This is a genomic window from Salmonella sp. 32031103-2018-00083-FB-01-SM-01, from assembly GCF_017571995.1.
GTDB classification, from domain to species: domain Bacteria; phylum Pseudomonadota; class Gammaproteobacteria; order Enterobacterales; family Enterobacteriaceae; genus Salmonella; species Salmonella enterica.
In genome coordinates this window covers 224,808-237,891 of the sequence record NZ_JAGEQL010000002.1, presented here as the reverse complement: position 1 = coordinate 237,891, position 13,084 = coordinate 224,808, and the positions used below count along the sequence as shown (strand labels likewise).

The window sequence follows — 13,084 nt, the reverse complement described above, 5'->3', positions numbered from 1 at the left end:
TGATGAGTGACTATAAATCGACCCTGAATTTGCCGGAAACAGGGTTCCCGATGCGCGGCGACCTCGCCAAGCGTGAACCGGGAATGCTGGCGCGTTGGACCGATGATGATCTGTACGGCATCATTCGTGCGGCCAAAAAAGGCAAAAAAACCTTCATTCTGCATGATGGCCCTCCATATGCGAATGGCAGCATTCATATTGGTCACTCAGTTAACAAGATTCTGAAAGACATTATCGTGAAGTCCAAAGGACTGTCGGGATTTGACTCGCCTTACGTGCCGGGCTGGGACTGTCACGGTCTGCCTATTGAGCTGAAAGTCGAGCAGGAGTTCGGTAAGCCGGGCGAGAAATTTACTGCCGCTGAATTCCGCGCCAAGTGCCGCGAATATGCCGCCACTCAGGTTGACGGCCAGCGTAAGGACTTCATTCGTCTGGGCGTGTTGGGCGACTGGTCGCATCCGTACCTGACCATGGACTTCAAAACCGAAGCCAACATCATCCGCGCGCTGGGCAGAATTATCAAAAACGGTCATCTGCACAAAGGCGCTAAGCCGGTGCACTGGTGCGTTGACTGCCGTTCCGCGCTGGCGGAAGCGGAAGTTGAATATTACGACAAAACGTCGCCGTCTATCGACGTGGCGTTCCGCGCCGTCGATCAGGATGCGGTGAAAGCGAAGTTTGGTTTGCCGGGCGTGAGCGGCCCGATCTCGTTGGTCATCTGGACCACCACGCCGTGGACTCTGCCGGCTAACCGCGCCATCTCCCTGGCGCCGGACTTTGATTATGCGCTGGTGCAGATTGACGGACAGGCGGTGATTCTGGCGAAAGATCTGGTTGAAAGCGTCATGCAGCGTATTGGCGCGGCTGAATACACCATTCTCGGTACCGTAAAAGGCGCGGAGCTGGAACTGCTGCGCTTTACCCATCCGTTTATGGGCTTTGACGTGCCGGCGATCCTCGGCGATCACGTCACCCTGGACGCAGGTACCGGCGCGGTACATACCGCCCCTGGTCACGGCCCGGATGACTACGTGATCGGTCAAAAGTATGGCCTGGAAACGGCTAACCCGGTTGGGCCGGACGGCGCTTACCTGCCAGGCACATATCCAACGCTTGACGGTGTTAACGTCTTCAAAGCGAACGATATCGTTATTGAACTGCTGAAAGAAAAAGGCGCGCTACTGCATGTCGAAAAAATGCAGCACAGCTATCCGTGCTGTTGGCGTCACAAAACGCCGATCATTTTCCGCGCGACCCCGCAGTGGTTCGTCAGCATGGATAAAGAAGGGCTTCGTCAACAGTCCCTGAAAGAGATCAAAGGCGTTCAGTGGATCCCGGACTGGGGTCAGGCGCGTATTGAATCAATGGTCGCTAACCGTCCTGACTGGTGTATCTCACGTCAGCGTACCTGGGGCGTACCGATGTCGCTGTTCGTGCATAAAGAAACGCAGGAGCTACTGCCGATTGAGCGTACTCTGGCGGCGATGGAAGAGGTGGCGAAACGCGTCGAAGTTGACGGTATCCAGGCGTGGTGGGATCTCGACCCGAAAGAGATCCTCGGCGAAGATGCTGATCAATACGAGAAAGTTCCGGATACGTTGGACGTTTGGTTTGATTCCGGTTCCACCAGTTACTCCGTGGTTGACGCACGTCCGGAATTCGCCGGTCACGCTGCCGATATGTATCTGGAAGGGTCTGACCAGCATCGCGGCTGGTTTATGTCCTCCCTGATGATTAGCGTGGCGATGAAAGGCAAAGCGCCATACCGCCAGGTACTGACTCACGGCTTCACCGTCGATGGTCAGGGGCGCAAAATGTCCAAGTCCATCGGTAACACCGTATCGCCGCAGGATGTGATGAATAAACTGGGCGCGGATATCCTGCGTCTGTGGGTGGCGTCTACTGACTATACCGGCGAAATGGCGGTCTCTGACGAAATCCTCAAACGTGCTGCCGACAGCTATCGTCGTATCCGTAATACCGCGCGCTTCCTGCTGGCGAACCTCAATGGCTTCAATCCGGCCACCGATATGGTCAAACCAGAAGAGATGGTGGTGCTGGACAGGTGGGCGGTGGGCTGCGCGAAAACGGCGCAGCAAGAGATTCTGAAGGCATACGAAGCTTACGACTTCCATGAAGTGGTACAGCGCCTGATGCGCTTCTGCTCCGTTGAAATGGGCTCGTTCTACCTCGACATCATCAAAGACCGCCAGTACACCGCGAAGGCGGATAGCGTCGCGCGTCGTAGCTGCCAGACTGCGCTGTATCATATCGCAGAAGCTCTGGTTCGCTGGATGGCGCCGATCATGTCCTTCACGGCTGATGAAATCTGGGGCTACCTGCCGGGCGAGCGTGAAAAATATGTCTTCACCGGCGAATGGTACGACGGGTTGTTTGGCCTGGAAGAGAATGAAGAATTTAATGACGCATTCTGGGACGATGTCCGCTATATCAAGGACCAGGTCAACAAAGAGCTGGAAAATCAGAAAGCCAATGGCATCAAATCGAACCTGGAAGCAAAAGTGACGCTGAAATATGCTGACGATGCTAACGGTACGATTAAGAAGCTGAAACTGTTGGGTGAAGAGGTCAGATTTATCTTCATTACTTCCCAGTTCGTGATTTCTGAGCAAGCGGGGGGTATTGATGATGAAAATATTCAGTACAATGCTGGTAATACGACAGTTCAGGCAGTGGTAACGCGTGCCGAGGGTGACAAGTGTCCGCGCTGCTGGCACTACACTACTGATGTCGGCAAGGTGGCGGAACATGCAGATATCTGCGGACGCTGTGTCAGCAACATCGCCGGTAATGGCGAACAACGTAAATTTGCCTGATGAGTAAACCACTCTGTTCAACAGGACTACGCTGGCTATGGCTGGTAGTAGTCGTGCTGATTATCGATTTGGGCAGCAAATACCTGATCCTCCAGAATTTCGCTCTGGGGGATACGGTAGGGCTGTTCCCGTCGCTTAATCTGCATTATGCGCGTAACTACGGCGCGGCTTTTAGCTTCCTGGCGGATAGCGGCGGCTGGCAGCGCTGGTTCTTTGCCGGGATTGCGATAGGGATCTGCGTAATTCTTTTGGTGATGATGTATCGCTCGAAAGCAACGCAGAAGCTGAATAACATCGCTTATGCGTTAATCATCGGCGGCGCGCTGGGTAACCTGTTCGACCGCCTGTGGCACGGCTTTGTTGTCGATATGATCGATTTTTACGTCGGCGACTGGCATTTCGCGACGTTCAACCTTGCCGATAGCGCGATCTGTATCGGCGCGGCGCTGATTGTACTGGAAGGCTTTTTGCCGAAGCCGACAGCGAAAGAACAGGCATAAGCGTAAATACCGGATAGCGCTTATCCGGTTTTGTAGGCCTGATAAGCGCAGCGCCATCAGGCAAACGTGGTGCCGGATGGCGGTGAAAACGCCTTATCCGGCCTACGGTTTTATCGTTCTTTGTGCCTCCGGGCAAAACACGTGAGCAATTTGCATGTCTAAATCCGTACAGAGCAACAGCGCGATCCTCGTTCACTTCACCCTGAAACTGGATGATGGCTCAACGGCGGAATCTACCCGCAATAACGGCAAGCCAGCCCTGTTCCGTCTTGGCGATACCTCGCTTTCCGAAGGTCTGGAGCAGCAGCTTCTGGGGTTGAAAGAAGGGGAAAAGAAAGCGTTTTCGCTGGAGCCTGACGCCGCGTTTGGCGTCCCCAGTCCGGACTTGATCCAGTATTTCTCGCGCCGTGAGTTTATGGCGGCGGGCGAACCGGAAGTCGGGGCGATTATGCTTTTTACCGCAATGGATGGCAGCGAAATGCCTGGCGTGATTCGCGAAATCAACGGCGACTCGATTACCGTTGATTTTAACCATCCGCTGGCCGGGCATACCGTTCACTTTGATATTGAAGTGCTGGAAATCGATCCGGCGCTGGAGGCATAAACATGCAGATCCTGTTGGCCAACCCACGCGGTTTTTGCGCCGGGGTAGACCGCGCTATCAGCATTGTTGAAAATGCGCTCGCCATTTACGGCGCGCCAATTTACGTTCGGCACGAAGTCGTGCATAACCGCTATGTAGTGGACAGCCTGCGCCAGCGCGGGGCAATCTTTATAGAGCAAATTAGCGAAGTGCCGGATGGCGCCATTCTGATTTTCTCCGCTCATGGGGTTTCCCAGGCGGTGCGTAACGAGGCGAAAAGCCGCGATCTTACCGTTTTTGACGCCACCTGCCCGCTGGTGACGAAAGTCCATATGGAAGTGGCGCGCGCCAGCCGTCGCGGTGAGGAATCTATTCTCATCGGCCACGCCGGGCACCCGGAAGTGGAAGGCACCATGGGGCAGTACAGCAACCCGGAAGGGGGGATGTATCTGGTTGAGTCGCCAGAGGACGTCTGGACGCTGAATGTCAAAAATGAAGGCAAGCTCTCCTTCATGACGCAAACCACGCTTTCCGTGGACGATACGTCCGATGTGATTGATGCGCTGCGTAAACGCTTTCCGAAAATCGTCGGCCCGCGCAAAGACGATATTTGCTATGCCACTACTAATCGTCAGGAAGCGGTGCGGGCGCTGGCGGAGCAGGCTGACGTGGTGCTGGTGGTCGGCTCGAAAAACTCTTCTAACTCTAACCGATTGGCGGAACTGGCCCAACGGATGGGAAGAACCGCGTTTCTTATCGACGATGCGGCGGATATCCAGGAGGCGTGGGTGAAAGAAGCCGCCTGCGTCGGCGTCACCGCTGGCGCTTCCGCGCCGGATATTCTGGTGCAGAATGTTATTGCGCGTCTGCGCGAGTTTGGCGGCGGCGAAGCCGTCACGCTTGAGGGGCGCGAAGAAAATATTGTTTTTGAAGTGCCGAAAGAGCTGCGTGTGGATGTTCGTGAGGTCGAATAAGATTTCATAATTCAGAAATCTGCCTGATGACGCTACGTTGACCAGATCTTAAGAATTTCTTTTGATATTCAATGTGCGACAGGAAGAATAAGGCGTAGTCGTCATCCTTTGCTAATGCCCCACCTTTTTGCTATTCATCTGAAAAACCAGCACAATCGTTGCTGGTTTTTGGGTTGTAATGCCTACAGGGATAAGGGAAATGGGCAAAATAAAATATGGATTGGCAACGTTACTCGCCATCGGATTTTGGATGGGCGCGACAAGCGCCACGGTGCTGGAGCTACCCGCCTGGGAGCGAAACTATACCGGAACTATCGCGGGGAAACCGGTAAACGTTAATATCACGCGATTTGGTAACACGCTTTATGGGTATTACTGCTATGAACCCTGCAATCAGCACAAGGCAGCGATTGCTCTACGCGGCTCACTCCAGGATAAAGAGGTGCATCTTGAAGAACGCGTAAAGGCGCTTTCAGGTTACTGGAATGCGGAAATCTCCAGCAGTGAGATTAAAGGCGAATGGACGTCCGCAGATAAAAAACGACATTTTCCTGTTGCCCTTATCTACCTCAAACCTAAAAACTCCCCTGATATTGTGCTGGTCACGAACACGAATGATGCAGGGGGTTACGACCCTTCCAAAGAGATTGATTGCGGCAATACGCCGGCCATTTCGGCGATAAAATTATACCGTGATGGTAAACTCATACAGACCTTAGATACCGCATCGGTGGGCACTTGTAGCCCGTTTATGCCTCAATGGGGGGATGTCAATTTTGATGGCTACCCGGATCTGTCGATTGTAACAGAGCTACTTGCAGGGCCGGATGCTCCAGTACAAACATGGCTCTATGACCCCGCCAAACAGCGTTATGTTGATGCGCCAGCGTCTTATCAGGGAATCACTTCACCAGAGATCGATGCTGAACATAAACAGATTGTCAGCTATTGGCGCGGCGGTTGCTGCAGTCATGGCGTCAATGTGTATCGCTGGAAAGGAAAAACGATTGAACTGATCGATCGCGGTGAAAGCTATTTTCAGCCTGTGATCAGTAAAGACAAAATGTATAACTGCTACATGATACCTTCCTACGCTGATGGGCGTATTATTTATCCGCTAGTACGTAAAAATGGTCATTTGACGCCGCCTTTTAGCCTTGATGAGACGTGTCAACCTTTTTGGCTAACCGGTAATGTTCGTACCGTGATTCAGGCAGAAAAACCCGGCGCTGAGCCCGAATCGCTTGAGATTCAGTGGCAGGAAAACAAAGCATCGCCAGGGCGTTTTTGCCCATTAGTTCCGTTTGTCGAAGGTAATAAGCTAAGTCCGCGTCTGGTGACGGATGACGATGTGCCTGATACCTGTATCAGTCGCGCTGAGTACGAAGATATAAAACAATAGGTCAGGAGAGCGTTAATGGCAGCATCCCTACACATTATTCTTGATACCGATCCAGGCATTGATGACGCCGCCGCGATTGCCGCTGCGCTGTTTGCCCCCGAGCTGGATCTGCAACTGATGACCACCGTTGCCGGCAACGTTTCGGTCGAAAAAACCACCCGTAACGGCTTACAGCTCCTGCATTTCTGGGACGCCGATGTGCCACTTGCCCAGGGGGCCGCGACGCCGCTGCTGCGTCCGTTACGCGATGCGGCATACGTCCACGGCGAATCCGGCATGGAAGGCTATGATTTTGTCGACCATCAGCGCCAACCGTTGGCGAAGCCAGCGTTTATCGCTATCCGGGATGTGCTGATGAACGCCCCGGAGCCCATGACATTGGTGGCGATAGGGCCATTGACCAATATTGCGTTGCTACTGATGCACTATCCGGAGTGCCGCTTCAACATTCACCGGCTGGTGATTATGGGCGGTTCCGCAGGGCGCGGCAATTTTACGCCTAATGCTGAATTTAACATTGCTGTCGATCCGGAAGCCGCCGCCCACGTATTTCGTAGCGGCATTGAGATTGTGATGTGTGGGCTGGACGTCACCAATCAGGCCGTGTTGACGCCGGAGTATCTGGCTACGCTTCCTGCGCTTAATAAAACCGGCGGCATGCTGCATGCATTGTTCAGCCATTACCGCAGCGGCAGTATGCAAAGCGGTCTGCGGATGCACGATCTCTGCGCTATCGCCTGGCTGGTGCGTCCGGAGCTTTTTACCCTGCAATCCTGTTTTGTGGCCGTAGAAACGCAGGGGCAATATACCGCAGGTACCACGGTGGTGGATATTGAAGGGCGTCTGGGGCAGCCCGCCAACGCGCAGGTGGCGCTGGCGCTGGATGTGGACGGTTTTCGTCAGTGGGTGGCTGAGGTGTTTGCCTGTGCGCCGTAATTACATGTTGGCGCCATAATCTCATACTTTGCCGCGATAGAGTCTCTCCGGCCTGCCCACTTTCCCGTAGCTGATCTCCGCTTCGAGAAAGTTATTTTTCACGCCTTGTTCCAGATAGCGTCGGGCAGTGGTTTTACTGCTGCCCAGAATTTGCGCCAGAGTGTCTGCTGTATGTACTGCCTGCGGGTCGGCGAATATTTGTCGTACCCGGTTGAAGGTGTTTTCATCAATTCCCCGCAGTCCGCTATTCGGTTCTGCGGTTTGTTCTTTGGCCTGGATATTAAATAAGGCATCAACGTGCGTCTGGTTTGCCTGCTCACTGGAACGTAACGAACTGCGGTAACGGGTGAACCGCTCCAGGGTATGCTGCAGGCGCTGATAATGTACCGGCTTAATCAGATAATCGAATACGCCCATGCGTAAGGCATCGCTGATGGTATCCATATGATTGTCGGCGGTAATGAAAATAATTCGCCCCGTGTAGTTGGTGCTGATGGTATGACGAATTAAATCAATCCCTTTGCCATCGGGTAAAAAATTATCCAATAGAATTAACTGTGGTTGATAGAGGCGTATTTGCTTCTTTGCACTTTCCAGTTTGTCTGCGATGCCGACGATTGAAAACTGGGGAAAAAGCTTGATGGTGTCCACCAGGATTTCCGCTAGCATCGGTTCGTCTTCAACGATGAGTGTCGTAATGCTATCCATGTTATTCTTCTCTGGTAAAAGGGATATAGAGGGTAAAAATGGTGCCAAAAGGATTATTGTTATCGACGATAATGTCACCATTGGCCTGCTTGACGTAGCTGTGCACCAACCATAATCCAATTCCGTGATCGCCGTTGTTGTGGGTGGTCACTCCACGCTCGAAAATATGCTGGCGGATATTTTCGTCAATACCACATCCCTGATCGGCAACTTCAATAATGACTTCATTACCTTCGCTGTTGATCAGGCACTCAATCTGTCGCGAGCCTTCGCGATTGAGCAGGGTGGCGTTATAGGCGTTGTCCAATAAATTGCCAAAAATCGAAATCCATTCATTATGCGAGAGCGATGACGGCAGGTGTTCAACAAAGCTTGAAGGATCGAAAATCAGCTCCAGCCCCAGCTCTTTTGCCCGATAATATTTACCGATTAATAGCCCCGCAAGGTGGTGGTCGCGGAAATTATGGGAAATAAAATCGAGTACTTTCTGGTGGCTTTCCGATTGCTGCTGAATCAGCGCCAGCGCATTATCGTAGCGCTTCAGGAACAGCAGTCCGGCAATGGTGGAAATAAGGTTGCGATGTTCATGCTGCACGGCGCGCAGGTTATCGGCGTATTGCCGCACCTGACTTAACTGCAGGCTGAGTGTATTGATATCGTCTTTGTTGCGAAAGCTAATAACCCAGCCCTGAGGCTGGTTGTCAATAATGACCGCCATGCGACTGGCGATGACTTTCATTTGGTTAAAGGTGACGATCTCATCTTTTTTGTTTTTTTGCGGCGCATCGTAAAAAAAAGCCTCCGGCAACACGATATGGTGGATTGCATAGCCAATGAGTTCAGACTCCGGTTGGCTCAGATTCAGTAAGCGGCGAGCCGTTTGGTTAATGGCGGTAATACGGTGATGGGAGTCAATGGCGATCAACCCTTCAAATACCGACTCAAACAACACGCTTTGCTGAATTAATAGTTGTGAAAGCTGCTGCGGCTCCATGTTAAGCATCTGCTTTTTAATATGCAGCGAGAAGCGGCGGGCGCAGTACAACAGCACCAGCAACAGTATCGCCATCGGGAACAGCAACGAGCTGATTTGTAAGTTAAGCCAGCTCTCCAACTGTTCCAGAGTATAGCCGACGGAAACAATACCGATGACTTTACCGGTACTGTCCTGAATCGGGGATTTACCACGTAAGGAAGAGCCTAATGAACCTTTACGCACCGATACGTAGCTTTTAGCGTTATACAGCGCGTCGTCGCTATCGCCGCCCTCCATATATTTGCCGATCTCATTCGGGTTGACGTGATACAGTCGCTGACCTTTTTCGTTGCCAACGGTAATGTAAGTCGCGTCCGAAAACGAGCGCATTGGGTCAATCAGCGCTTTGATGCGTGGCAAATCATGCGCCTCTACGGCTTCAACTAATTCTGGCATAGCGGATATTTGCATTGCCTGAATAAGCGCACGTTGGCCCACCTGATAATGCAGGCGCTCTTTCGTGATATCGGTCAGATACCAGGTGATTGCCAGCATCACGATGGTGGATGTAAACAGGATCAGTAGAAATATCCGGTTTTGAAACGAGCGTCTGGCAAACCAGTGTGTAATTTCCCGTATAAACATATTGGTATTTAGATATTTAATTACGGTATTTTCTTGCATTCGGCATCACCGGAACCTGAACCAGTTCATACTTACTTTTCTTTCAGAAAAAATTTGGATGAAAATGGGATACGACATGCGTATCCCATCCACTATTACATCGCCAGCACGTACTTCAGCATCACCCCGGCAGCTATCGCCGAGCCAATCACTCCGGCCACGTTCGGGCCCATCGCGTGCATCAGCAGGAAGTTCTGCGGGTCTGATTCCAGCCCCACCTTGTTCGATACGCGGGCCGCCATCGGCACCGCCGACACCCCCGCCGAACCGATAAGCGGGTTGATTTTGTTCTTACTGCACAGGTTCAGCAGCTTCGCCATCAGCACCCCGGCCGCCGTCCCGATACCAAAGGCAATCACCCCCAGCAGCAGAATGCCCAGTGTCTGCGGCTGCAGGAACTTGTCCGCCACCAGCTTGGCGCCCACCGACAGTCCGAGGAAGATGGTCACGATATTAATCAGCCCGTTCTGCACCGTGTCGCTCAGACGCTCCACCACGCCGCTTTCGCGCATCAGGTTGCCAAAGCAGAACATCCCCAGCAGCGGCGCGGCGTCCGGCAACAGCAGGGCCACCAGCATGAGCAACACCACCGGGAAGAGGATTTTTTCCCGCTTGCTGACGGTGCGCAGCTGCACCATGCGGATTTTGCGCTCAGTCTCCGTGGTCAGCGCCTTCATAATCGGCGGCTGGATTAACGGCACCAGCGCCATATACGAGTACGCCGCCACCGCAATGGCCCCCAGCAGCTCCGGCGCCAGCTTGCCCGACAGATAAATCGCCGTCGGGCCGTCCGCGCCGCCGATAATGCCGATGGCCGCCGCCTGCGGCAGGGTGAAGGAAATCAGGCCGAAGTAGTTCAGCGTCAGCGCCCCCAGCACGGTGGCGAAGATACCGAACTGCGCCGCCGCCCCCAGCAGCAGGGTGCGCGGGTTGGCCAGCAGCGGGCCGAAGTCGGTCATCGCGCCCACGCCCATAAAGATGACCAGCGGCGCGACGCCGGAGCCAATCGCCACTTTGTAGAACAGCGCCAGCACCCCCGGCGTGTAGCCCATGTCCACCGCCAGGTTCTCCATCTGGCCCTGCACCGACGGCAGCGCCAGCGCTAACGCCTCCTTGATGGCGTGCACGTCCGGCGCGCAGTTAAGCTTCGCGGCAATCACCGCCAGCTGCCCGGCGTCGTGATGTGCCAGCAGGCTTTCCAGCGCGGTCAGCGCCATGCCCGCTTCCGGGATGTTGGAGAGCAGGCCGCCGAAGCCAATCGGCAGCAACAGCAGCGGCTCGAACTTTTTCGCAATCGCCAGCCACAGCAGCAGCAGGCTGACCAGCAGCATGATGGCCTGGCCTGCGCCAAGGTGCATCAGCCCCATGCCCTGAAGCAGGGCGTTCAGACTTTCCATTTCAGTTCTCCGTTACGCCAGCGTCATCAGGGTGTCGCCGACGGAAACCGCGTCCCCGGACTTCACCGCGATACCGCGGACGGTGCCGGCCTGCGCAGCGCGGATTTCGGTTTCCATCTTCATGGCTTCCAGAATCAGCAGCACGTCGCCTTCGGCCACCGTCTGGCCTTCAGCGGCAATCACCTTCCAGATGTTGCCCGCCAGCGGGGCGGTGACCGGGGTGCCTGCGCCTGCCGGGGCGGCTGCCTGAACCGGTGCGGAAGACGGGGTGGCAGCAGTGAGCTGGCTGATATCGCCGCCGTCGCTGACCTTCACCACAAAGGCTTTGCCTTCCACTTCCACGGTGTAGACGCCGGAGGCAGCGGCTTTTGCCGGGGCAGCAGCAGGCTGCGCGGCTTCCGCCTGCGGCAGTGGCTCAAACGCCGCCGGGTTGTGGCGGTTCTCAAGGAATTTGAGGCCGGGTTGCGGGAACAGGGCCACGGTGAGCACGTCGTCGATGGCGTTCTCCGCAAGCGTGATGCCCTTCTCCTGCGCCTGGCGCTTCACGTCCGCTTCCAGTTCAGCCAGTTCCGGTTTGAGTAAATCCGCCGGACGGCAGGTCACCGGAGCGCCCCCTTCCAGCACCCGCGCCTGCAGTGCCGCGTTCACCGGCACCGGGGTGTGGCCGTATTCGCCTTTCAGAATGCCCGCCGTTTCTTTGGCAATGGTTTTGTAGCGTTCGCCGGTCAGGACGTTGAGCACCGCCTGGGTGCCGACAATCTGTGAAGTGGGGGTCACCAGCGGGATAAAGCCGAGGTCCTCGCGCACGCGGGGGATTTCCGCCAGCACCTGGTCGAGTTTGTCCGCCGCGTTCTGCTGCTTCAGCTGGCTTTCGAGGTTGGTGAGCATTCCGCCCGGTACCTGGGCCACCAGAATACGGCTGTCGTAACCCTTCAGCTGGCCTTCAAAGGCGTGGTACTTTTTGCGCACCTCGCGGAAGTACGCCGCGATGCTTTCCAGCTTCAGGATATCCAGCCCGGTGTCATATTTTGTGCCGGCAAGCGTGGCGACCAGCGCCTCGGTGGCCGGGTGGCCGTAGGTGGCGCTCATGGAGGAAATTGCCGTGTCCACGCCGTCAACGCCCGCCTCGATAGCCTTCAGCAGGGCCATCTCCGCCATCCCGGTGGTGGCATGACAGTGCAGGTGCAGGCGCACGTCATAGCGTTTTTTGATTTCGCTGACCAGCTCATACGCCGCCATCGGCGTCAGGATGCCGGACATATCCTTGATGGCAATCGAGTCGACGCCGGTCTCTAACAACTGTTCGGTCAGGTCCAGCCAGGTCTGCAGGGTGTGGGCCGGGCTGGTGGTGTAGGAGAGTGTGCCCTGGGCGTGCGCGCCGTGGCTGCGTACCGCGCTGAGCGCCGCCTTCATATTGCGCGGGTCGTTCATGGCATCGAAGACGCGGAACACGTCCATGCCGTTTTTCACCGCGCGTTCGACGAAGCGTTCCACCACGTCATCGGCGTAGTGGCGGTAGCCGAGCAGGTTCTGCCCGCGCAGCAGCATCTGCAGCGGGGTTTTGGGCATGGCTTTTTTGAGCTCGCGCAGGCGCAGCCACGGGTCTTCGCCGAGAAAGCGGATGCAGGCGTCAAAGGTGGCACCGCCCCAGCACTCCAGCGACCCGTAGCCCACGTCGTCGAGCTGAGCGGCAATCGGCAGCATATCGTCAAGACGCAGGCGGGTGGCAAACAGGGACTGGTGGGCGTCACGCAGGACGACGTCGGTAATGGCAATAGTCATGGTTCCCTCCGGGAATTAAGCGTTAAGGCGGTGATGGTGAATGGCGGCGGCAATCACCGGCTTTAAGCGGGTGAAGTCGTCCACGACGGGAACGGCGCGCGGTGCGGGCGCGGCGACGGGTTCCGGGAAGAAGCGAGTAATCACGGCAGACATGCCGCGAATGGCAAAGATGAGCAGGAACAGAAAGCTCAGTACGAACCCCATCCCTAAAAACATCAGGGTGAAACCTTCACCCAGTAGTACAGCTTCATTCATGAATCATTTTCCATAATGAGAGGCACGACGGTGGCCTTGACGACAACCTT

The 13,084-nt window shown here is 55.1% G+C and carries 11 protein-coding genes; 6 read left to right on the top strand and 5 right to left on the bottom strand.

Annotation, left to right across the window (positions count from 1 at the left end):
- The first annotated feature begins 2 nt into the window (after window positions 1–2).
- From ileS to rihC, 6 genes are all read left to right on the top strand, one after another.
- On the top strand, window positions 3–2,837 hold the full coding sequence (gene ileS, locus J4614_RS07420) for an isoleucine--tRNA ligase (RefSeq protein ID WP_001563101.1): 2,835 nt from the start codon (window positions 3–5) through the stop codon (window positions 2,835–2,837).
- A complete protein-coding gene (lspA, locus tag J4614_RS07415) occupies window positions 2,837–3,337 on the top strand; it encodes a signal peptidase II (protein WP_000042736.1) in 501 nt (166 codons plus the stop codon). Before ileS ends, lspA begins: the two co-directional genes overlap by 1 nt.
- 154 nt (window positions 3,338–3,491) lie before the next feature.
- Window positions 3,492–3,941: an FKBP-type peptidyl-prolyl cis-trans isomerase gene (gene fkpB / locus J4614_RS07410; RefSeq protein WP_000047269.1), complete on the top strand. Its 450-nt coding sequence runs from the start codon at window positions 3,492–3,494 to the stop codon at window positions 3,939–3,941.
- Between the two features lie 2 nt (window positions 3,942–3,943).
- Complete coding sequence (ispH, locus tag J4614_RS07405) at window positions 3,944–4,894, top strand: 4-hydroxy-3-methylbut-2-enyl diphosphate reductase (RefSeq protein ID WP_001166428.1); 951 nt, start codon at window positions 3,944–3,946, stop codon at window positions 4,892–4,894.
- A gap of 199 nt (window positions 4,895–5,093) precedes the next feature.
- Window positions 5,094–6,296, top strand: a complete 1,203-nt coding sequence (locus J4614_RS07400; protein ID WP_031601806.1) for a hypothetical protein — start codon at window positions 5,094–5,096, stop codon at window positions 6,294–6,296.
- Between the two features lie 15 nt (window positions 6,297–6,311).
- Window positions 6,312–7,232, top strand: coding sequence for a ribonucleoside hydrolase RihC (rihC, locus tag J4614_RS07395; RefSeq protein ID WP_000741408.1), 921 nt, complete (start codon window positions 6,312–6,314; stop codon window positions 7,230–7,232).
- A gap of 21 nt (window positions 7,233–7,253) precedes the next feature.
- Here rihC and J4614_RS07390 read toward each other — a convergent pair whose 3' ends face one another.
- The 5 genes from J4614_RS07390 to J4614_RS07370 form a co-directional block, all read right to left on the bottom strand.
- On the bottom strand, window positions 7,254–7,940 hold the full coding sequence (locus J4614_RS07390) for a response regulator (RefSeq protein ID WP_000377415.1): 687 nt from the start codon (window positions 7,938–7,940) through the stop codon (window positions 7,254–7,256).
- Between the two features lies 1 nt (window position 7,941).
- Window positions 7,942–9,561 (bottom strand): sensor histidine kinase, encoded by a 1,620-nt coding sequence (locus tag J4614_RS07385; protein WP_208293154.1) that lies wholly within the window; start codon window positions 9,559–9,561, stop codon window positions 7,942–7,944.
- A gap of 134 nt (window positions 9,562–9,695) precedes the next feature.
- Window positions 9,696–10,997: an oxalacetate decarboxylase subunit beta gene (locus J4614_RS07380; protein WP_000444830.1), complete on the bottom strand. Its 1,302-nt coding sequence runs from the start codon at window positions 10,995–10,997 to the stop codon at window positions 9,696–9,698.
- Window positions 10,998–11,009: 12 nt separating this feature from the next.
- Window positions 11,010–12,779 (bottom strand): sodium-extruding oxaloacetate decarboxylase subunit alpha, encoded by a 1,770-nt coding sequence (oadA, locus tag J4614_RS07375; protein WP_208293119.1) that lies wholly within the window; start codon window positions 12,777–12,779, stop codon window positions 11,010–11,012.
- Between the two features lie 15 nt (window positions 12,780–12,794).
- Entirely contained in the window at window positions 12,795–13,034 is a 240-nt protein-coding gene (locus J4614_RS07370; RefSeq protein WP_001001155.1) for an oxaloacetate decarboxylase subunit gamma, read from the bottom strand.
- Window positions 13,035–13,084 lie beyond the last annotated feature (50 nt).

Excerpts from the sequence above, each read along its gene's own strand:
- ileS (WP_001563101.1), top strand. The coding sequence starts at position 3 with ATGAGTGACTATAAATCGACCCTGAATTTGCCGGAAACAGGGTTCCCG.
- lspA (WP_000042736.1), top strand. The coding sequence starts at position 2,837 with ATGAGTAAACCACTCTGTTCAACAGGACTACGCTGGCTATGGCTGGTA.
- fkpB (WP_000047269.1), top strand. The coding sequence starts at position 3,492 with ATGTCTAAATCCGTACAGAGCAACAGCGCGATCCTCGTTCACTTCACC.
- ispH (WP_001166428.1), top strand. The coding sequence starts at position 3,944 with ATGCAGATCCTGTTGGCCAACCCACGCGGTTTTTGCGCCGGGGTAGAC.
- J4614_RS07400 (WP_031601806.1), top strand. The coding sequence starts at position 5,094 with ATGGGCAAAATAAAATATGGATTGGCAACGTTACTCGCCATCGGATTT.
- rihC (WP_000741408.1), top strand. The coding sequence starts at position 6,312 with ATGGCAGCATCCCTACACATTATTCTTGATACCGATCCAGGCATTGAT.
- J4614_RS07390 (WP_000377415.1), bottom strand. The coding sequence starts at position 7,940 with ATGGATAGCATTACGACACTCATCGTTGAAGACGAACCGATGCTAGCG.
- J4614_RS07385 (WP_208293154.1), bottom strand. The coding sequence starts at position 9,561 with ATGTTTATACGGGAAATTACACACTGGTTTGCCAGACGCTCGTTTCAA.
- J4614_RS07380 (WP_000444830.1), bottom strand. The coding sequence starts at position 10,997 with ATGGAAAGTCTGAACGCCCTGCTTCAGGGCATGGGGCTGATGCACCTT.
- oadA (WP_208293119.1), bottom strand. The coding sequence starts at position 12,779 with ATGACTATTGCCATTACCGACGTCGTCCTGCGTGACGCCCACCAGTCC.
- J4614_RS07370 (WP_001001155.1), bottom strand. The coding sequence starts at position 13,034 with ATGAATGAAGCTGTACTACTGGGTGAAGGTTTCACCCTGATGTTTTTA.